Raw genomic sequence first — 19,910 nt, 5'->3', positions numbered from 1 at the left:
ACTCATCCGCCACCACACTCCCGGCTCGAAGTCATACTGGCCATCGTAATCCGGCGCGCCAGTTTATTTGGGGCGCTCAAACCTGGCAATCAGACTCGATGTATCCCAGCGCCCTCCCCCCATGGCTTGGACATCAGCGTAAAACTGGTCCACCAGAGCCGTGACCGGCAGCTGAGCACCGTTGCTGCGCGCCTCATCCAGAACGATACCTAGATCCTTGCGCATCCAGTCCACTGCAAAACCGAAATCAAACTCACCGGCAATCATGCTTTTGTGGCGGTTCTCCAGCTGCCAGGATTGTGCCGCACCCTTACTGATCACCTGCATTGCCGCCTCGGCATCCAGCCCGGCACAGCGGGCAAAACTCAGCGCTTCGGCAAGGCCTTCCACCAGACCCGCAATACAGATCTGGTTGACCATTTTGGTTAGCTGCCCGCTGCCCACTTCACCCATCCGCCGCACCATCTTTGCGTAGCTGCTGATGGCCGGACGCGCCAGGTCATATACCGCCTCTTCCCCGCCCACCATTACCGTGAGTTTTCCGGCCTCTGCGCCAGCCTGGCCTCCGGATACCGGCGCATCCAGAAAGCCAACCCCCTTGGACGTGCATAGCAGGGCGATTTCTCGCGCCACGCCCGCAGATGCTGTTGTATGGTCGACCAGAACGGCACCGGATCGCACCCCTTCCAACACACCGTCGGGACCACTGACAACCTGTCGCAGATCATCATCATTACCCACGCAGATCATGATGAAATCACGCTCAGCTGCCGCGCGAGCAGGCGTAGAAAAAGCTTCGCCACCAAATTCGGCAACCCAGGCCTGAGCTTTCTCATCCGTGCGGTTGAACACTCCGACCTCATGCCCTGCACGTAGCAGGTGACCAGCCATCGGGTAACCCATTACGCCCAAACCTATAAAAGCGATGCTCGCCATATTGCCTCCAGGGGTGGTGCTGAATCGACGGACTCTTCAAGTCGAGCGCTTAGCCTCGGACTCAAGAGAAGCGGTTATATGGAGAGGATAATAACAGGGCACAAGGGGGAAACCAGGCCGCAGGATGCCTGCGGCAGCTGGTTGTCATGCTTGATCAGTCGTCAATTTCGATTTCTGTTGCGATCATTTCGCCGTTGGTTTCCTCATAGTCCACCTCCACGCGCATACCCTGCTGAAGATCGCCGAACGACTTGAGCTTGTCTTCGTACTCGGTCTGCTCATTGGTCGAGAATGACTTACCGTCGACCACGAAAGACATGGCTTCCTTATCAATCGACTCGATATCACCTTCCAGGTCATCGGCGTGAGCCGAGGCAGCTGTCAAACCGAGAGCCAGAGCGGCAAACCAGGCAGTTGCAGAAGCTTTCATAAGTAACTCCGAAGTTGTTGGGTACACACATACCTGACCCTCGAACAAATCACAGGTTCAGATTGCCGGGTTCGATGCATGCCGATTCGCCCGGGTGCATGCAGAAAGAATCCACCTTTCGGTGATTTGGATTGCCGCTTCGCGAGCCGCATCGGCATAATGTTGACCCTTTTAATCCCTATCAGGAGCGCAACAATGTTCACGGTAAACGAATACTTCGAAGGCAAGGTTGCCTCTATCGCCTTCCGGCAGCTAGAGGGCGCAGCGACCGTCGGCGTGATGGCGCCGGGAGAGTATGAGTTCGGAACCAGTCAGCTGGAGATCATGCATGTGATCAGCGGCCACCTCACCGTCAAACTGCCAGGCAGCGAGCAGTGGGAAGAGTTCAGCGCAGGCATGCAGTTTACGGTGCCGGGCAACAGCCGGTTCCATCTTCAAGTTGAGCAGGATACGGCATACCTCTGCGAATACCGTTAAGCACCGCTTCCAGAATGAAGGGTCGAGCCGACGAACTGTCGGCCCGCCTGATCGCTCTCTGGAACGCTCAGCTCTGCATTTGAGCCTCTGTGAGGCCTCGCGCATATTTCTCGATAAAAACCGGCGGCATGCGTCGCGGTTTGCCAGAGCTCATCTCGATGCAGGCAAAGATTGTTTTTGCCCGCAACAGGGTCGCCTGGTCCGATTTGCGCACCAACTGGAAATGCCGAGTCATGCGCAGCTTGCGGTCCCAGTGCACGATCCACGTCGCCATTACCAGCTCGTCCTTCTCGTACGCCGCGCCAAGGTAATCGATCTCGTGGCGTACCACCGCCATCGCCCTGTCCAGCTCGCGATATTCCTCTACGCTCAGCCCCAGGGATTGAGAATGGTTCCAGGCACAACGCTCCAGCCAGCCGACATAGACGGCGTTGTTGGCGTGCCCCAATTCGTCGATGTCAGTCGCCTGAACGGTGATATCGCAGGTATGCGGGTTGTCGAGATCCCAGTTCACAGAGTCAGCTCCTTCAGCGCATTCGATGGGCGTGCAGCATAACACCGCCGGTCACGGGCCTTCCCCGTATGCCCCCAATAATATGGATCTTTGTTTCGCATGTGTCTTCGTCTGATTTGATGCAATCGTCTGACTTGCCGCAGCAACCACCAACCGGCTAGCGTGTAGGCATACTCCCGACGGAACCGTTCGCATGTTCAAACACCTGCACTTTCCCATTCTGGTGATTAATCCACACATCGGCCGGCAGGACGTGGCCGGTACTCAGCTTGCAGAACTCTTCAAAGGGTTGGAGCAGGAAGGTTTTGAAGTGCTTGGTACCGCTTCGACAGACGAGGGCCGCTTGATCGCCGAGGCGCACCGCGGATTGTCATGCATCCTGTTTACCGCGGACCTGGAAGCCGATCTCGCACCAGTGCGTGCGCTTTTTGAGGCCGCGCATTCGCGCTCGCCCGAACTGCCGATCATGGCGCTGAGCATTCAGCAGAACCTGGATAGCGCCAAGCTTGCCGAGCTGCGCAACCTGCACCAGTTGCGCGGCATCATTTACCTGTTCGAGGACACCCTGCCTTTCATTGCCGGACAGATTGCACGCACTGCCCGCTCTTATCTTTCCCAGCTGTTACCGCCGTTCTTCAAGGCATTGATGGATTACACCGGACGCGCCAGCTACTCCTGGCATTCGCCCGGTCATGGCGGCGGTGTCGCCTTTCGCAAGAGCCCTGTCGGACGTGCTTTTCATGATTTCTTTGGCGAAAACACCCTGCGTTCGGACCTGTCGGTTTCGGTGCCGGGCCTGGGCTCGCTGCTCGACCATAACGGCCCCATCGCCGCGGCCGAGGCCAATACCGCACGCACCTTTGGCGCTGATCACAGTTTCTACGTCGTCAACGGCACCTCCACCGCCAACAAGATTATCTGGCACGCCTATGTCACCCGCGACGATGTGGTGTTGGTGGACCGCAACTGCCACAAGTCGATCCTGCATGCGATCATCATGACCGGGGCGATTCCCGTATATCTCACCGGTTCACGTAACGACTACGGCATCATCGGCCCGATCAGTCTCGATTCCTTCTCTCCCCAGCGGCTGCGTGAACGGCTGGCGGAGCATCCCCTTTTGCAGGGACGCGAAGCCAGGATCCGCCTGGCGGTGGTCACGAACTCGACCTACGACGGGCTTTGCTATAACGCCGAGCTGATCAAGGACGAGCTTGAGGACGCTGTTGATATTCTGCATTTTGACGAAGCCTGGTACGGGTACGCCGCCTTCCACGAATTTTATGCCGGTCGCCATGGCATGGGTCGTCATCGCGGATTTCCCCGCGCGCAGCATCCGCTGGTGTTCGCTACGCAATCGCCGCACAAGGTATTAGCCGCACTGTCGCAGGCCTCGATCATTCTCGCCGAAAACAGCGATGAGCAATCGCTGGATGAGCAGCGTTTCAACGAAGCGTTCATGATGCACACCTCCACTTCGCCGCATTACGGCATCATCGCGTCCATCGATGTGGCCACGGGCATGATGGCCGGCGCACCAGGACGTTCATTGGTACAGGAAACCCTGGACGAGGCGCTGTCGTTCCGCTGCGCCATGCACCAGATTGCCGAGCGGCTTGATGAAGACCAGTGGTGGTTCGACCTATGGGAGCCTGCAGCGGCGCTGAACGCCGAACCGCTTTCAGCGCATGACTGGACACTCGATAACGAGGCCGGGTGGCATGGGTTCGGCCCGATGGCAGACGATTACGCATTGCTTGATCCGATCAAGGTGACCCTGCTTACGCCCGGGGTGGAAGAACAGGGACGCCTGGCCCGAAGCGGCATACCCGCCGCTATCGTCACTCGCTTTCTCGCCGAGCGCGGGCTCGTTGTCGAGAAGACCGGGCTGTATTCCTTTCTGATTCTGTTCTCGCTGGGCATTACCAAAGGCAAGTGGAGCACGCTGGTGTCCGAGCTGCAGGAATTCAAGCGGCTTTATGACACCAATGCACCACTTGAGGTAACGCTGCCTGGCATCGCACGGACAGGGCATTACAGCGGCATGGGGCTGCGCGATCTTAGCCAACAATTACACCATTTCTACAAGACCCAGCGACTGGTAAAGGTATCCCGGCAGCTGTATACCGAATTGCCGGAGATGGCCCTGCGGCCGGCTGATGCCTATCAGGAAATGGTGCGGGGAAACGTCGAATCAGTATCCATCGAGCAACTGGCAGGCCGCGTCAGCGCAGTAATGCTTGTGCCTTACCCGCCCGGCATCCCGGTGATCATGCCCGGGGAGCGCTTTCCTGCCGACAGCACCGCGATCGTGGACTTTCTGCAGATCGCTTCAACGCTCGACCGCCAGTTTCCCGGATTCGAGAGTGATATCCACGGCTTGCGCCGGCTGCAGGCCACAGACGGACAGCTATCCTTCTGCGTTGACTGCCTGACGTCCTGAGCCAGCGAACCCCCGCACAGGGGCCTCGCTGCTGTCGCCGATGACGACTCTGTCCCGGACCTCAACATTCGTCGGCTACAGGTCACACTAACGTCATGAAAGAGTCGCAGGCTGGACACTCTTCCTGTTGAATATCGGCCTTGCAACAACCTGCACATTCTCATCAGGAAGAGCATCGGAACGAGTTCTGGTCTGCGCCTGTCGCGCGATGTCCTGGAGCTCTCTCAGACAATTCGCGTTATCCGCCCGGGTGCAGATAACGAGGCCAGGAGCAGCTGCAATGAACTATCGAAGCCTGAACGACCTATCAATGCTGATTAATGATCATGCCGGCAACTTCCCCCGCGACGCCGAACTGGTAGTTGGGGCGTCGCGTAGCGGCATGCTGGTGGCGAATATCATCGCGCTCAAACTGAACCAGCCGAGCACGGATCTCCAGACGCTTCTGCGCAGCGACGCCTCACCCGAAATTGGCGCCCGGAGAATATTGCTGGTTGATGATTGCCTGTCGAGCCCACATTCGATGCAACAGGCGAAAGAGAAACTCGAAAAGCATCGCGCCGCGTCGGTGACGACACTGGTAGCCTTCGCCGAAAGAGAGCATGTCCTGGATATCGATCTGGTGCTGGAGGTGCTTGAGCACCCGAGGGTCTACGAGTGGAATATCATGCACCACCCACTGGTCGGTCAGGCGTGCTTCGATATCGATGGTGTTCTGTGCGTTGATCCGACCCAGGCCGAAAACGACGACGGTCCTGTATATCGCAATTTCCTCAGTACTACCCGACCGCTTCATATCCCTTCGCTACCGATCGCGCATCTGGTTACCAGCCGACTCGAAAAGTACCGCGCCGAGACCGAGGATTGGCTGCAACGAAATGGCGTGCGCTATGGCACCCTGCATATGCTGGATCTGCCGTCGGCCGAGGAACGGCGACGTCTGAACATGCATCACAAGTTCAAAGCCGAGGTATATCGTAACAATCCGCTGGCGCAACTGTTCATCGAGAGCGAAAAGGCGCAAGCAATCGAGATCATGCGCTCCGCCGGCAAACCGGTGTTCTGCATTGAGACCAACCGTATGTACGTACCCGGCATGAAGCAGAAGGAACTGGATACGACGCAGCCTGGCGGATTGCGTAAAGCACTGGGTAAAGCAAGACGCTTGCCGCGACGGGTGGTGGATACGGCGGTCGCTCGGCTCATGCCAATCGCACAATAGCCGCGCTTAGCGACCGACGCCGGCGCCCATCGCGCCGGCGTACCGGTCCGGTGCGTACTCCACCAGCACAAAAAAAAGGGCCGACAATAAATGCCGGCCCTTTGAAATGGTGGAGCTATGCGGGATCGAACCGCAGACCTCCTGCATGCCATGCAGGCGCTCTCCCAGCTGAGCTATAGCCCCGTGGTCTTGCGACCGCCGATACGATATTGCCTGTACCGGATCAATAATGGCGTCCCCTAGGGGACTCGAACCCCTGTTACCGCCGTGAAAGGGCGGTGTCCTAGGCCACTAGACGAAGGGGACGCAAACCCTTCTATGCGTTTGAGCCTGGGCGCCTCAAGGCATCAGTGTAAAAACAGGTCAACGCAGAACGTTGACCAAAGAAATTGGTGGAGCTAAGCGGGATCGAACCGCTGACCTCCTGCATGCCATGCAGGCGCTCTCCCAGCTGAGCTATAGCCCCGTCTTCTGGACGGGGCGCATATTATGATTCATGCCCTGGTCTGTCAACAGAATTTAACGCAAAACAGCAACTTAACCAGCGAAGCTGAGAACTCAAAAGCTTGAGGCTGAGAGATTGAAGCTGGAAGGTCGAGATCTCCATGGGCGCGCGGGCGGTGCTCAACAGAACAGCGCGTGAGCATAAACCCACTCAACATCTCAACATTTCAACATTTCAACATCTCAGATTTTAACCTTCTACCTTCCAGCTGCTGATCCCGAATGAGAACAAATCCACCCAACCCTTCCGAGCCCGCCCCTTCCAGCTTCCAGCTTCCAGCTTCCAGCCATCAGGCCAGCAGAATGTGCTGATGGTCCAGGCGAGCGAAAAACGAACCACCCTCTCGGACTTCTAGCTTCTAGCTTCTAGCTTCTAGCTTCTAGCCGCGAGCTCTGCGAGCAGCTTCTCCCAGGCTTTCACTTCCTTTTTCGAACTGCCGCCCAGCAGCTCCAGCGCCTGACGCAACCTGAAGCGGGTCAGGTCCGGCCCCAGGTGGGCCATGGCGTCCAATACCGATACGGAACTCGCCTGACCGGTGATCGCAGCGAAAAGCAGCGGCATCAGATCGCGAAGCTTGAGTTCCAGCCCTTCGGCGATGAACTGAATGCTCGCGGTGATATTCTCCTTGCCCCACTCACGTAGCGCCTCCAGCTTCCACAAAAGAAGCTGCAATGCCTGGCGAACCTGATCGGGCGACAATTTCTTGTGAGCGAACAGCTCGGGAGCAGGATTCACCTTGCCGCTCAGGAAAAAGCCCGCCAAGGGAACCAGGTCACTGAAGGTCTCGACCCGCGCTTGAACCAGTGGAACCATAGGACGCAGATATTCAGGGTTGAGTGCCCAGCGTTGCACCGCTTCAACGAAGTCATTCTCGGACAGCTCGCGAATCCATTGACCGTTGAGCCAGGCCAGTTTCTCGACGTCGAAGATTGGCCCGCCCAGCGAGACCCGCTGAATGTCAAAGTGAGCCACCATTTCGTCGAGGGAAAACTTCTCGCGCTCGTCCGGCATTGACCAGCCCATGCGCCCGAGATAGTTGAGCACAGCATGAGGCAGGTAGCCCATGCGTTCGTAGAAGGTAATGCTCGTCGGGTTCTTGCGCTTCGAGAGCTTGCTTTTGTCCGGGTTACGCAGCAGAGGCATATGACACAACTGGGGCATGTCCCAACCGAAGAACTGATAGAGCAACATGTGCTTGGGCGCGGAGTTGATCCATTCCTCGCCACGTAAAACATGAGTAATGCCCATCAGGTGATCATCGACCACATTGGCCAGATGATAGGTGGGCAGCCCGTCGGCTTTCATCAAGACTTGCATGTCCACCTGCTCCCAGGGGATCTCGATCTCGCCGCGCAGCATATCCTGCACTGTGCAGATCCCTTCCGTTGGGACTTTCATACGCACCACATGCGGCTCGCCGGAGGCCAGGCGACGCTCAACTTCATCCGCCTCCAGATTGAGGCAGTGGCCGTCATAACCTGGGGTCTGCTTGTTGGCCATTTGCTCTGCACGCAGCGCGTCGAGTCTTTCTGAGGTACAGAAACAGCGAAATGCATGGCCTCCGTTGATCAACTGCTCGCTATGCTCCTGGTAAATCGCACTGCGCTCACTCTGCCGGTACGGGCCATGCGGGCCGCCAACATCCGGACCTTCATCCCATTCCAGTCCCAGCCAGCGCAGCGAATCAAGGATCTGCTTTTCCGATTCGGCAGTGGACCGCACCTGATCGGTATCTTCGATGCGCAGGATGAACTTGCCGCCGTGCTGGCGAGCAAAACACTGGTTGAACAATGCGATATAAGCCGTGCCGACATGGGGGTCGCCAGTGGGGGACGGGGCAATTCGAGTGCGAACGGTCATGAGGTCTCTCGTCAGAAACAACCCGGCTGGATCCCGGGCTGTACAGGAAAAAGGGAATCTTATCAGCGCTTAGCCGTTAGTCTCTACCGGCCGGTCGAGGAAGGCAGCAAGGCGTTCGATCATGTAGTCGATGAAGGCCTTGACCTTCATCGCCTGGAAGCGTCTTGAAGGATATAACGCATAGAGCTCGGTTGACGGCAACACGGTGCCCTCCAGTATGCGGCGCAGCTTGCCCTCTTCGACGTAGGGCTCCGCAATGAAAGCGGGAACGTTGATGATCCCGGTGCCAGCAAGGGCGGCTTCGCGGGCAAAGGTAATGTTATTCACTGTCATCACAGGGGTAATGGTGACGCTTGTCTGGGGCTGCTGGAAGTGCCATTTACGTCCCCCGTCCATCAACGTCTGAATGCAGCGGTGTGTGGACAGGTCTTCGGGGCGCGCCGGCATACCGTACTGGGCGATATAGGCCGGACTTGCATACAGCTGTCTCGGACTTGCAAGCATCGACCGGGCAACCAGGCTGGAATCCTGCGGGCGTCCAAGATGGATGGCGATGTCGATCCCCTCCTCGACCGGGTTGACCACCCGCGTAGTCAGTTCCACTTCCACCCGGATAGCGGGATAGCGGCACATGAATTCTCCCACCACGCCGCCGAGAAACAGCTGGCCGAATTCAATTGGCGAAGTGACCCGCAGCAGGCCTGTCGGCTCACTTTGCAGCTGCATGATAGCCTGCTCTGCTTCGGCAAATTCCTGCATTATCTGGCGGCAGCGCTCGTAGTACGCCTGCCCGACTTCCGTCAGGCGCAGCTTGCGTGTGGTCCGGTTGAGCAGACGTACGCCAAGCCGCGATTCAAGCTGGGCAATCCGCCTGCTGACCGTGGATTTCTGCATGTTCAGAGTCAGCGCAGCGCTGGTAAAACTATGGCACTCCACCACCCGGGTGAAAACGAGTGCGTCATCCAATCCCATGACAACTGTTCCTGTAGCGCAACAAAGTATCTGATTGTAAACCTTCGGTCTCGTCGGCGTAATAACCGACTGATTTAACTGCCTGATTGGTAGCGTTATGCAGAACAGAGCGGTAGGATCAACAATGTAAAATATTTCAAACATAGGTGTGCCATGTCTGCTACGCCGCATACTGCGTCCTACTACGCTGCCAGCGCCAACCCCACCCCTCCCAGACCGCCGCTCAACGGAAACCATGACACCGACGTGTGTGTTATCGGGGCCGGGTACACCGGTATTTCAGCAGCCCTTCATCTGCTTGAGCAGGGATTTCGAGTCACGGTGCTGGAAGCGGCCAAGGTCGGCTTTGGCGCCTCGGGTCGCAACGGCGGCCAGATCGTCAACAGTTATAGCCGTGATATCGATGTCATCGAGCGGTCCGTCGGCACGCAACAGGCGCAACTGTTGGGGGAAATGGCCTTCGAGGGCGGCCGGATCATTCGTGAGCGGGTAGCAAAGTACGACATTCAGTGTGACCTGAAGAGCGGCGGCGTGTTTGCTGCGTTTACGCCCAAGCAAATGCAACAGCTGGAAGAACAGAAAGCGCTCTGGGAGCGGTACGGTAATACCCAGCTTGAAATGCTCGACACTCGCCGTATCCGCGAGACGGTAGCTACCGATCTGTATGTCGGCGGCATGCTCGACAAGAGCGGTGGCCATATCCACCCGCTCAACCTGGTGCTCGGCGAAGCTGAAGCGGTTGAATCACTGGGCGGTATCATCCATGAGCAATCCGAAGTTATCCGCGTTGACCAGGGCGCGAACCCTGTCATGCACACCGCTCAGGGCCAGGTCACCGCCAGGTTCGTAGTCGTGGCCGGCAACGCCTATCTGGGCAACCTGATTCCGGCGCTGGCCGCCAAGTCAATGCCATGCGGCACACAGGTGATTGCAACCGAACCGCTGGGCGAAGAGCTGGCGAATTCGCTCTTGCCGCAGGATTATTGTGTAGAGGACGCAAGTTACCTTCTGGACTATTACCGTCTCTCGGCAGACAAACGCCTCATCTTTGGCGGCGGTGTGGTGTACGGAGCCCGCGATCCGGCGAATGTCGAGGCGATGCTTCGTCCCAACCTGTTGAAAACCTTTCCGCAGTTGAAGAACACCAGGATCGACTATGCCTGGACGGGCAACTTTCTGCTGACACTGTCGCGCCTGCCACAAGTCGGCAGGCTGGGTGACAATATCTACTATTCCCAGGGCTGCAGCGGGCACGGTGTGACCTACACACATCTGGCTGGAAAGATTATCGCGGAAGCCCTGTCGGGCCAGGCCAAGCGCTTCGATGCCTTCGCCAGCCTGCCCCATTATCCATTTCCCGGAGGCCGCCTGTTGCGGGTTCCCTTTACTGCCCTGGGCGCCTGGTATTACCAGTTCAGGGACAGGCTGGGTCTATAATCGAATTGCCAATCGGAACTCCCGAATTTCAAATCGGGTCGATTGATTGGCAATAGCTGCGCGCTCCATCGGGTCGCAGCCCGGGAGACCGGAATGAACGGCTGACCGCACGGACAGCCAAACAAGAAGAAACAGGAGTTGTAACCATGAAATTGCTGCAATCAACCAAACGCTACATTTCCATCATGCTCACTGCCCTGTTCATGCTTACCAGTCTGGCAAGCATTCAGGCTCAGGCTTCAACTGCCATGGTGGGTACCCATGAGCTCATTGCCGAAGAAAAGCTGAATCTAGACCGCGACGCACTCAAAGGTATGCTTGCCGACCAGGACGTGCAGGACAAGCTGGCCAGCATGGGCGTATCGCCTGACCAGGTGGAGAAACGTATCAACAGCCTGACCGCCAGCGAACTGGCGAGCTTCAATGCCCAGCTCGACAATGCCCCTGCCGGTGCCGGCGTAGTCGGCGTGATCGTACTGTTCCTGGTGATTTTCGCGGTAACCGACATTCTCTGCGTGACCAATATCTACAGCTTCATCAACTGCGCCAGGTAAATCAGTGCCGCCTATCTGGCGCCTGATGGGCTTGCTAGGGCTGACAGCTTTGCTGTCAGCCTGCGCGGGCCGATCAATGATCCTGCCTGATCAAACCCAGCTGCGAGACGTCCCCCAGAAAATACTGCTGACTGACGTCCGCTTTCACCCACAGGATGAGTATCAATGCGGCCCAGCCGCCCTCGCCATGGTGCTCAATCACCAAGGCCTTCCGGACACACCCGAGCAACTGGTAGAGCGCGTCTATATTCCCCAGCGCGAGGGCAGCCTGCAGGTCGAAATGGTCGCCGCGGCGAGAGAAAGAGACCTGCTTGCCTATCCACTGGCCGGAAAGATCGAATCGGTCATACAGGAAGTGGCCGCAGGCAATCCGGTGCTGGTCATGCAGAACCTTGCGTTGAACTGGTACCCGCAATGGCATTACGCCGTGGTGATAGGCTACGACCTTGAACGACAGGTCATGATTCTTCACAGCGGATTGAATGCCGAGCAGCGCGAACCTTTCAGATTATTCAGCAAAACCTGGAACCGCGCCGATAACTGGGCGCGCGTCATGCTTCCGCCAGATCAGTTGCCCGCCACTGCCGAACCCCTGCCCTACCTCACCGCGGCCAGCGAACTGGAGCAGACCGGCAAACTGGAAAGCGCCCGCACGGCTTACACGACGGCACTCAAGCAATGGCCAGACCAGCCTGCTGCGCGTTTCGGGCTGGGCAACGTTGCCTGGGCGCAGGGCCAGCGCGAAGAAGCAGCCCGGCATTTTCTCCGGCTCACAAAGGAACATCCGGGGCTCACAGTTGGCTGGAATAATCTTGCGGTAACGCTGGATGCGCTGGATTGCGAAGAAAGTGCCAAACAAGCGCGACACTGTGGAACCGGCCCCTCCGATTGCCCGCCTGCATTCCACGAATCGCTGTTCAAGCAGTGCCCGCTTCACTGATAACAGCGTTTACTGCGTATTCTGCTCAGAATACTTTGCAAAGAAACAAAACAAGAACGCTGCAACACGTTATAAGTTATTGCGCAACCACTCTTAACATCTCGGTCAACCGCTTAATAATTAAAATGCCAATCCCGGCACAAATATACATTTCATACCGCGACAGAGGTCTCACCTCCTAAAGCAGCAGTACAGAGGGCTTGACGTCAGCCTTCGCTAATAACCATCCATGCCAGTAACGTTTTTCTGGCGTCACTATTAATAGTTTAACTCAATCTCCCATATAGCAAACCAGCGCACAGTTCGCGCCTTGTCGAGCCCGACGCTCAGAACTAGGATACACGCAGCTCAACGAAGTATGCGCAAGTTCTTGCGCTACCAACCGGAATCATATTGCTTGGCAGATATTTGTTGAGCACGTTCTATTCCGACCGCATGAGTTGACAGTTACACACAACTTCGATGCACCAGTTGTTGTTCAGGAGAACACAGCATCGCAACGGATCGCGACCCAAAGGTCGCAACATCAAGGATAGATGGCGTCCATGCCCGTACAGCATTACCTTGAAAACGTGGCCCATAAGCCCATCAGCGATGCCGACTTTGCTGGCACGGATGTGCGCTACTCGCCCGAGTTCGAAGCTCTGGAAGCAGAGCTGGCCAAGACCGGCTCGCTGCACCAGGGCGAAGGTACGGACTGGGAAACTGTACGGGTCACCGCCGAAGCAATCCTGACCACCTCCTCCAAGGATCTACGCGTTGCCGCCTGGCTCGCCTGGAGCTTGTTTCAGGAGCAGTCCCTCAGCGGACTGCAGGCAGGTATCGCCGTGATCCACGCGCTGTGTACCGGGCACTGGTCCGAGCTTCATCCCCGCAAGATGCGCACCCGCTCAGCCGCTCTACGCTGGTTACAACCTCGTCTGGAGCAGGCCCTCGGCGAATGCTCGCCACAGCCGGATGATTTCGATGCGCTGCGGGCTATCGCTCCGCTGTTGCGCGGTCTTGATACGCAATTAAGCGCTCAGCTTGGTTCCGACACGCCCGAACTCCTGCCGCTTTGCCGGCGACTGGAAGAGCTGGTCAAACGCAGCGAACAGGAGCACACACCCCCACCCCTTGCTTCGACGCCGATCAAACCGGTGGTCGTATCTTCGTCCAGCTCCGATTCGGATACGCCACAATCGAGCAAGGACGCCCATAAGCTGCTGCGTCAGCTGCAGGATCAAGGGCGCCAGCTGTGCAGCTGGTGGCAACAACAGAAAGTCGGAGACGTGCGCAGCATCAAGCTGTCCAGAACATTGCTATGGCTACCGATCGACAACGCGCCAGAACACGACGCCAACAATGTTACGGCGCTGCGCGGACTGCCTGCGGACCGCCTGGCGGCCTATCAGGAACGCCTCGCTCAAGGTCACTACAGCGAACTGCTGTTGGACCTTGAGACCAGCATTGCCAGAGCACCGTTCTGGCTGGATGGCCAATACCTCGCCTGGCAGTGCTTGCAAAATCTCAATAACGAAGCAGCCATGCAGGAGCTGGAATCACAGCTCGGTGCCTTTCTCAAGCGACTACCTGACCTGCACACCCTGTGCTTCCACGATGGCGCGCCCTTTGCCAGCGGCGAAGCGCTGAACTGGATCACTACCCGTGTACTGGCTCAGGACCTCACCCATCAACCCGACGCGAACAGTGCAGCTGCAGCAAGCGACACCACAGCCGCCTGGAACAACGCATTGCAGGACGCTCTGGTCGTGCTGCGCGATGACGGGCTGAAAGCCGCTGTGCAGCACATCAAGCAGGCCAGCCAACAGGCGAAAGGTGGTCGCGATCGTTTTCACTGGAAACTGGCGCAAGCGCGTCTGTGCTACCACGCCGGAAAATACGAGATGGCCAGCGTCCAGCTCGATTCACTCGATCAGCTTCTCCAGACCAGCGGTCTGGGGGACTGGGAGCCCGATCTCAACCTGCAGGTATTGAGCCTGTCATATCGCTGCTGCGAGCGTCTGCCGCAGCAGCACATGCGTGAACGCAAGGAAGAGATCTACCGCAGGTTGTGCCACCTCGATCTTGAAGTGGTACTGGACCAGGCCTTCGGGCCATAACTGTAACGGAGAACGACCATGGCCAAAGACGGCTCAGTAGCACCCAAGGAACGCGTCAACGTCACCTTCACCCCTGACAGCGGAGGCGCTCAGGAGGAAGTCGAATTGCCACTGAAACTGATGGTACTGGGCGATTTCACCCAGCGTCAGGACGACCGCAAGATCGAGGACCGCAAGCCCATCGCGATCGACAAGAACAGCTTCGATGAAGTGCTCGGCAAGCAGGATCTGAGTCTGACCTTTGCTGTCCCTAACCGCCTGCAGGAAGACGGCGGCACGGAAGACCTCGCTGTTCAGTTGAAAATCAACTCAATGAAGGATTTTAATCCGGGCAGCCTGGTGGATCAGGTTCCAGAACTGAAAAAACTGATGGAACTACGTGATGCACTGGTGGCGCTGAAGGGCCCGCTGGGTAATGCACCGGCGTTTCGCAAGGCAATCGAGAGCGTGCTGAGCGATGACGACTCGCGCGAACGCGTACTGGCCGAACTGGGCCTGGCCGACCAACAACCGCAAAGCTGATCCGCTCAGACAAGGACGCTACAGATGAGTACTCAAGCCGCAACAGCCGCCGACCATGTAACCGGCGAAGTCAGCATTCTCGACAGCATCATCGCCGAAACCCGGCTCTCTCCCGAAGACGAAGCCTACGGTATCGCCAAGCGCGGCGTATCAGCCTTCATCGAAGAATTGCTCAAACCGCAGAACCAGAAAGAGCCGGTCAAGAAGGCAATGGTCGACCGCATGATTGCCGAGATCGACGCCAAGCTCAGCCGGCAGGTGGACGAGATTCTGCATCACCGTGATTTCCAGGCGCTGGAGTCCTCCTGGCGCGGACTGAAGCTGCTGGTCGATCGCACCAACTTCCGCGAGAACATCAAACTGGAGCTGATCAACGCCTCCAAGCAGGACCTGTTGGAAGACTTCGAAGATAGCCCTGAAGTCACTCAGTCTGGTCTGTACAAGCACGTCTATACCGCGGAATACGGCCAGTTTGGTGGCCAGCCGGTGGGCGCGCTGATTGCCAACTACTTTTTCGATCCCAGCGCGCCAGACGTCAAGACCATGCAGTACGTGGCCAGCGTTGCCAGCATGTCCCACGCCCCCTTTATCGCCTCGGCGGGCCCCAAGTTTTTTGGCCTGGAAAGCTTCACCGGCTTACCGGACCTGAAGGATTTGAAGGACCATTTCGAAGGCCCGCAGTTTGCCAAATGGCAGAGCTTCCGCGAGCAGGAAGATGCGCGCTATGTCGGCCTGACCCTGCCCCGCTTCCTGCTGCGCAACCCCTACGACCCCGAAGACAACCCGGTCAAGAGCTTCGTCTACAAGGAAAACGTGGCCAACAGTCACGAAGACTATTTGTGGGGCAACACGGCCTTCACCTTCGCCACCCGCCTGACCGAGAGCTTCGCCAAATTCCGCTGGTGTCCGAATATCATCGGCCCGCAAAGCGGCGGCGCTGTCGAGGATCTGCCGCTGCACCACTTCGAAAGCATGGGCGAAATCGAAACCAAGATCCCGACTGAGGTACTGGTGTCCGACCGCCGTGAATACGAACTGGCCGACGAAGGCTTCATCGCCCTGACTATGCGCAAGGGCAGCGACAATGCCGCGTTCTTCTCCGCCAACTCAGCACAGAAAGCCAAGTTCTTCGGCAACAGTGAAGAAGGCAAGACTGCCGAACTCAACTACAAGCTCGGCACTCAGCTGCCCTACCTGTTCATCGTCAACCGCCTGGCCCACTACCTCAAGGTCCTGCAGCGCGAGCAAATCGGTTCGTGGAAAGAGCGCACCGATCTTGAACTTGAACTGAACAAGTGGATTCGCCAGTACGTTGCCGACCAGGATAACCCTAACCCGGAAGTACGTGGCCGCCGTCCGCTCCGCGCAGCTCAGATCAATGTCAGTGACGTCGACGGCGAGCCAGGCTGGTATCGGGTGACGCTGAGCGTTCGTCCGCATTTCAAGTACATGGGCGCCGATTTCACCCTGTCGCTGGTGGGCAAGATGGACAAGGAGTAAGCACCGTGAGCTATGGCAGCCTGTTCGAGCGTCTCGGTGGCGAAAGCGCCAGACGCAGCAGTTGGCAGCATGAAAAGGCCGTGACGACATCGGTTGCCAGCCATCTGGCGAAGATGCTGAGTACCCGTGCCGGCAGCGTGCAGGCGTTGCCGGATTATGGGCTGCCTGATCTCAATGATATGCGCTTGTCGTTGCATGATTCACTGCAGCAGGCGCGTATCGCTATAGAACGTTTTATCGAGAACTACGAACCCCGCTTATCCAGGGTGCGGGTCATCTCGTTGCCGCGTGACCATGATCCGCTGAGCCTGGCCTTTGCCGTGGAAGGCCTGCTGGAAGCCGATGGTTTCCGGCAACAGGTGAGCTTCTCGGCGCGCCTCGATGGCAGCGGCCAGGTTCGGGTTCAATAAGGAGCACAACTATGTCTGGCAAACCGATCGCGCGCGTTGGCGATATGACTGAATGCCCGAAGGACAAACACGGCGGCAATCCGATCACCCAGGGATCACCCGATGTACTGATCGAGGGAATGCCCGCCGCCCGTATGGGCGACCCGACCGCATGCGGCAGTACCCTGGCCGCCGGGGTTAGTGGCAGCGTCATGATCAATGGCAAGCCCGCCGCAATCCTGGGCAGCACCGGAAACCATGGCAATGCCGTGGTCTCAGGGTCGACGACTGTTGTAATCGGCAAATGACTGCCATCTATCCAAAGGACTGATCCGTGTCATTCAACCACTACTATCAGAGTGAGCTATCGGCGCTGCGCCAGCAGGGCAAGCGCTTTGCCGAGCGCAGCCCGGCACTGGCGCCGTTCCTCGGGCAGAGCGGTCGCGACCCGGATGTTGAGCGCCTGCTCGAAGGCTTCGCTTTTCTCACGGGACGTCTGCGGCAGAAGCTCGACGATGAACTGCCAGAACTCACGCATTCGCTGATGCACCTCCTGTGGCCCAACTACATGCGGCCGCTGCCAGCCTTCAGCATGCTGCAATTCGATCCGTTGAAGCGCTCCGGACCTGCACTGATGGTCGAGCGCGACACGCCGGTTGAATCGCGCCCCATCGAAGGGGTGACCTGCCAATTCCGTACCGCCTATGCGACCGAGGTCATGCCCCTGGCGCTGAGCCAGCTGGACTATTCAGTCAAAGGTGACGGAGCGCTGCTTAACCTGCGATTGAGCATGACTGCAGACGGCCATCTTGGCGATTTGAATATGCGCAGCCTGCGACTTCATCTGGCGGGCGAGCGGTATATCAGCCAGATGCTGTATCTCAGTCTGCTGCGACACCTTCAGGGAATCAGCCTGGTATTGCTGGACAAAGCAGGCAAACCCGTCACCGACGCCAGCGGCGCGCCATTGGCCGCCCTGCATATCGGCTCGGAACAGGTCACCCCGGTCGGCTTTGCCGAAGATCAGGCGCTGATCCCCTACCCTTTGAATACCTTCCGCGGCTACCGCTACCTGCAGGAGTACTTCGCCTTTCAGGAGAAGTTTCTGTTTGTCGATGTGGGCGGCCTGGAACGCATTCGTCAGCTGCCTGCAGACGTGCTCAAGCAAGTGCGCGGCATGGAGCTGCGGTTCGATATTCGCAAATCAAGCCTGCAACGCATTCGTCCTACCCTGGATAACGTTCGCCTGTACTGCACGCCGGTAGTCAATCTGTTCAGTCATGACGCCACCCCCATTCGCCTCGATGGCCGCCAGGATCAGTACCTGCTGCGCCCAGCCGACTACGGCAGCAACCAATGCGGTGTGTTTTCCGTGGACCGGGTGACCGGCTGGAAGCCAGGCGGCATGGGCTACGAGGAATACGTGCCCTTCGAGTCCTTCGAGCATGACACCAGCTTCGATGTGGATCAGGCCCGGCCGCACTACAGTCTGCGCCAACAGCCTTCGCTGCTCGGCGATAGCCAGGACACCTATCTCAGCTTCGGGCTGCGCCAGGTTGATCATCACGAAACCCTCTCCATCGAGCTGACATGCACCAACCAGAATCTGCCACGCCAACTGGCGCTCGGCGATATCTGTCTACCCAGCGAGGAAACGCCGGAATTTCTCACCTTCCGCAATATCAGCGCGGTAACCCCTTGCTATGCCCCGCCGTTACACGAGGATTTCCTCTGGAAGCTGATCAGCAATATGTCATTGAATTACCTGTCGTTGGCCAACGTCGAGGCGCTCAAGGTGATCCTCGAAACCTATGACCTGCCGCGCCATTACGACAAACATGCAGCCAAAGTCAGTCAGCGCCTGCTGGGCGGCCTCAAACATATCGGACACAGCCACGTCGACCGCTTGCATCGCGGATTGCCGGTGCGAGGCGTGCGCACGGAATTGCTCATGGATCCGGAAGGCTATCTGGGCGAAGGCGATCTGTTTGTATTCGCCTCGATACTGAACGAGTTCTTTGCACTCTATGCCAGCTTGAATTCCTATCACGAGCTGGTCGTCAAAAGCACACAGGGAGAAGTGTACCAATGGACGCCGCGCATGGGGCAGCAGCCCCTGCTTTGAACAACCTGCCAGGCCGGAGTATCCGCGAGTACAGCCTGTTTCAGGGCGTCCTTCTGGTGCTTGATCAACTGCGCCAGGCACATCCTGAACTGGATGACGAGGCGCTGTACGACCTGCTCGAATTCCGTGCAAATCCAAGCATGGGCTTCCCCGGGAGCGACATCCAGAGCGTCGAGTTCTTCACCGAAGACGGACAGCTGCGCGCCACCCTGTGCGTGAACATGGTCAGTCTGTTCGGCGCCGGATCACCGATTCCGGCCTTCTATGGCGAACAGGCATTGGGCGAGACGCCCGAGGGCAACCCGACGCGTGTATTCCTGGACCTGTTCAACAACCGTCTGCAGAGGCTGATGCTGCCGATCTGGCAGAAATACCGATACCGCGCGCGGTTTACTGCCGGCGCTCAAGACCCGTTTTCCGCACGACTCTTTGCCCTGATGGGCCTCGGCGGCGACAACATTCGCAGCGCTACCGAGCTCAACTGGAAGCGGTTGCTGCCCTACTTGGGTCTGCTGAGTATGCGAGCGCAGTCCGCGACCCTGATCGAATCGGTACTGCGTTATTACTTCAAGCACCCGGATCTGCGCATCGAGCAGTGCCTGGAACGCCGTGTAGATATTCTGCCCGAACAGCAAAATCAGCTCGGACGCGCCAACAGTACGTTGGGCTCCAGCCTGGTATTGGGCGATAGCGTGCGCGACCGCAGCGGCAAGTTTCGCGTGCATATACGTCAGCTGAGCTGGGACCGCTTCCAAGAGTTTCTGCCGGTGGGTCCCGGCTATCAGCCGCTCTGCGCGCTGGTGCGCTTCACCCTGAGAGACCCGCTGGACTACGACATCCAGCTGCAGTTACGCAAGGAAGACATACGAGACCTGCGCCTGGGCGCAGAGAACCCGTGCCGGCTGGGATGGACCAGCTGGTTGGGGCTGGAAAACGCCGATGCGGTTGTCACGCTCGCCGGACAGACACATTAAGGACGATG

18 protein-coding genes and 3 tRNA genes are annotated in these 19,910 nt (G+C 58.0%); 13 read left to right on the top strand and 8 right to left on the bottom strand.

Annotated features, from left to right (window positions below):
- Window positions 1–63 precede the first annotated feature (63 nt).
- Together G3M63_RS12995 and G3M63_RS12990 are read right to left on the bottom strand one after the other, a co-directional pair.
- Entirely contained in the window at window positions 64–936 is an 873-nt protein-coding gene (locus G3M63_RS12995; RefSeq protein WP_163983407.1) for an NAD(P)-dependent oxidoreductase, read from the bottom strand.
- A 154-nt stretch (window positions 937–1,090) separates the two neighbouring features.
- Window positions 1,091–1,366: a DUF5666 domain-containing protein gene (locus G3M63_RS12990; RefSeq protein WP_150302229.1), complete on the bottom strand. Its 276-nt coding sequence runs from the start codon at window positions 1,364–1,366 to the stop codon at window positions 1,091–1,093.
- Between the two features lie 195 nt (window positions 1,367–1,561).
- Here G3M63_RS12990 and G3M63_RS12985 point away from each other — a divergent pair, with 195 nt between their 5' ends.
- Window positions 1,562–1,843, top strand: coding sequence for a pyrimidine/purine nucleoside phosphorylase (locus tag G3M63_RS12985; protein ID WP_150302230.1), 282 nt, complete (start codon window positions 1,562–1,564; stop codon window positions 1,841–1,843).
- Window positions 1,844–1,910: 67 nt separating this feature from the next.
- Here G3M63_RS12985 and G3M63_RS12980 read toward each other — a convergent pair whose 3' ends face one another.
- Entirely contained in the window at window positions 1,911–2,357 is a 447-nt protein-coding gene (locus G3M63_RS12980) for a thioesterase family protein (protein ID WP_163983406.1), read from the bottom strand.
- Between the two features lie 193 nt (window positions 2,358–2,550).
- Between G3M63_RS12980 and G3M63_RS12975 the strand changes: the two genes are divergently transcribed.
- Both G3M63_RS12975 and G3M63_RS12970 read left to right on the top strand, forming a co-directional pair.
- The gene (locus G3M63_RS12975; protein WP_163983405.1) at window positions 2,551–4,800 is read left to right on the top strand and encodes an Orn/Lys/Arg decarboxylase N-terminal domain-containing protein; all 2,250 of its coding nucleotides are present in this window, start codon (window positions 2,551–2,553) and stop codon (window positions 4,798–4,800) included.
- A 280-nt stretch (window positions 4,801–5,080) separates the two neighbouring features.
- Window positions 5,081–6,022: a phosphoribosyltransferase gene (locus G3M63_RS12970; protein ID WP_163983404.1), complete on the top strand. Its 942-nt coding sequence runs from the start codon at window positions 5,081–5,083 to the stop codon at window positions 6,020–6,022.
- Window positions 6,023–6,129: 107 nt separating this feature from the next.
- Here G3M63_RS12970 and G3M63_RS12965 read toward each other — a convergent pair.
- The 5 genes from G3M63_RS12965 to G3M63_RS12945 all read right to left on the bottom strand — a co-directional run bounded on the left by G3M63_RS12965 (window position 6,130) and on the right by G3M63_RS12945 (window position 9,359).
- Window positions 6,130–6,205, bottom strand: a tRNA-Ala gene (locus G3M63_RS12965).
- 47 nt (window positions 6,206–6,252) lie between these two features.
- Window positions 6,253–6,328, bottom strand: a tRNA-Glu gene (locus tag G3M63_RS12960).
- An 84-nt stretch (window positions 6,329–6,412) separates the two neighbouring features.
- Window positions 6,413–6,488 (bottom strand) — tRNA-Ala (locus G3M63_RS12955).
- Between the two features lie 411 nt (window positions 6,489–6,899).
- The gene (gene gltX / locus G3M63_RS12950; protein WP_163983403.1) at window positions 6,900–8,387 is read right to left on the bottom strand and encodes a glutamate--tRNA ligase; all 1,488 of its coding nucleotides are present in this window, start codon (window positions 8,385–8,387) and stop codon (window positions 6,900–6,902) included.
- Between the two features lie 69 nt (window positions 8,388–8,456).
- Window positions 8,457–9,359: a LysR family transcriptional regulator gene (locus G3M63_RS12945; RefSeq protein ID WP_150302235.1), complete on the bottom strand. Its 903-nt coding sequence runs from the start codon at window positions 9,357–9,359 to the stop codon at window positions 8,457–8,459.
- A gap of 153 nt (window positions 9,360–9,512) precedes the next feature.
- Between G3M63_RS12945 and G3M63_RS12940 the strand changes: the two genes are divergently transcribed.
- The 10 genes from G3M63_RS12940 to tssG all read left to right on the top strand — a co-directional run bounded on the left by G3M63_RS12940 (window position 9,513) and on the right by tssG (window position 19,902).
- On the top strand, window positions 9,513–10,796 hold the full coding sequence (locus G3M63_RS12940) for an FAD-binding oxidoreductase (protein ID WP_163983402.1): 1,284 nt from the start codon (window positions 9,513–9,515) through the stop codon (window positions 10,794–10,796).
- 146 nt (window positions 10,797–10,942) lie between these two features.
- Window positions 10,943–11,350: a PA2779 family protein gene (locus G3M63_RS12935; RefSeq protein WP_150302237.1), complete on the top strand. Its 408-nt coding sequence runs from the start codon at window positions 10,943–10,945 to the stop codon at window positions 11,348–11,350.
- A 4-nt stretch (window positions 11,351–11,354) separates the two neighbouring features.
- Complete coding sequence (locus G3M63_RS12930) at window positions 11,355–12,290, top strand: PA2778 family cysteine peptidase (RefSeq protein WP_163983401.1); 936 nt, start codon at window positions 11,355–11,357, stop codon at window positions 12,288–12,290.
- A 536-nt stretch (window positions 12,291–12,826) separates the two neighbouring features.
- Window positions 12,827–14,392 carry a type VI secretion system protein TssA gene (gene tssA, locus G3M63_RS12925; protein ID WP_163983400.1) on the top strand — a complete coding sequence of 522 codons (1,566 nt, stop codon included), beginning with the start codon at window positions 12,827–12,829 and terminating at the stop codon, window positions 14,390–14,392.
- Between the two features lie 18 nt (window positions 14,393–14,410).
- Window positions 14,411–14,914, top strand: coding sequence for a type VI secretion system contractile sheath small subunit (tssB, locus tag G3M63_RS12920; RefSeq protein WP_163983399.1), 504 nt, complete (start codon window positions 14,411–14,413; stop codon window positions 14,912–14,914).
- A gap of 24 nt (window positions 14,915–14,938) precedes the next feature.
- Window positions 14,939–16,414, top strand: coding sequence for a type VI secretion system contractile sheath large subunit (gene tssC / locus G3M63_RS12915; protein ID WP_163983398.1), 1,476 nt, complete (start codon window positions 14,939–14,941; stop codon window positions 16,412–16,414).
- A 5-nt stretch (window positions 16,415–16,419) separates the two neighbouring features.
- Window positions 16,420–16,824 carry a type VI secretion system baseplate subunit TssE gene (gene tssE / locus G3M63_RS12910; protein ID WP_163983397.1) on the top strand — a complete coding sequence of 135 codons (405 nt, stop codon included), beginning with the start codon at window positions 16,420–16,422 and terminating at the stop codon, window positions 16,822–16,824.
- Between the two features lie 11 nt (window positions 16,825–16,835).
- A complete protein-coding gene (locus tag G3M63_RS12905) occupies window positions 16,836–17,111 on the top strand; it encodes a PAAR domain-containing protein (protein WP_163983396.1) in 276 nt (91 codons plus the stop codon).
- Between the two features lie 26 nt (window positions 17,112–17,137).
- On the top strand, window positions 17,138–18,928 hold the full coding sequence (gene tssF, locus G3M63_RS12900) for a type VI secretion system baseplate subunit TssF (RefSeq protein WP_163983395.1): 1,791 nt from the start codon (window positions 17,138–17,140) through the stop codon (window positions 18,926–18,928).
- Entirely contained in the window at window positions 18,892–19,902 is a 1,011-nt protein-coding gene (tssG, locus tag G3M63_RS12895) for a type VI secretion system baseplate subunit TssG (RefSeq protein WP_163983394.1), read from the top strand. Before tssF ends, tssG begins: the two co-directional genes overlap by 37 nt.
- Window positions 19,903–19,910 lie beyond the last annotated feature (8 nt).

Source organism: Pseudomonas sp. OIL-1 (genome assembly GCF_010669185.1).
Lineage (GTDB): Bacteria > Pseudomonadota > Gammaproteobacteria > Pseudomonadales > Pseudomonadaceae > Halopseudomonas > Halopseudomonas profundi.
The sequence above is the reverse complement of the archived record's forward strand: the minus strand, read 5'-3'. Positions and strand labels throughout refer to the sequence as shown.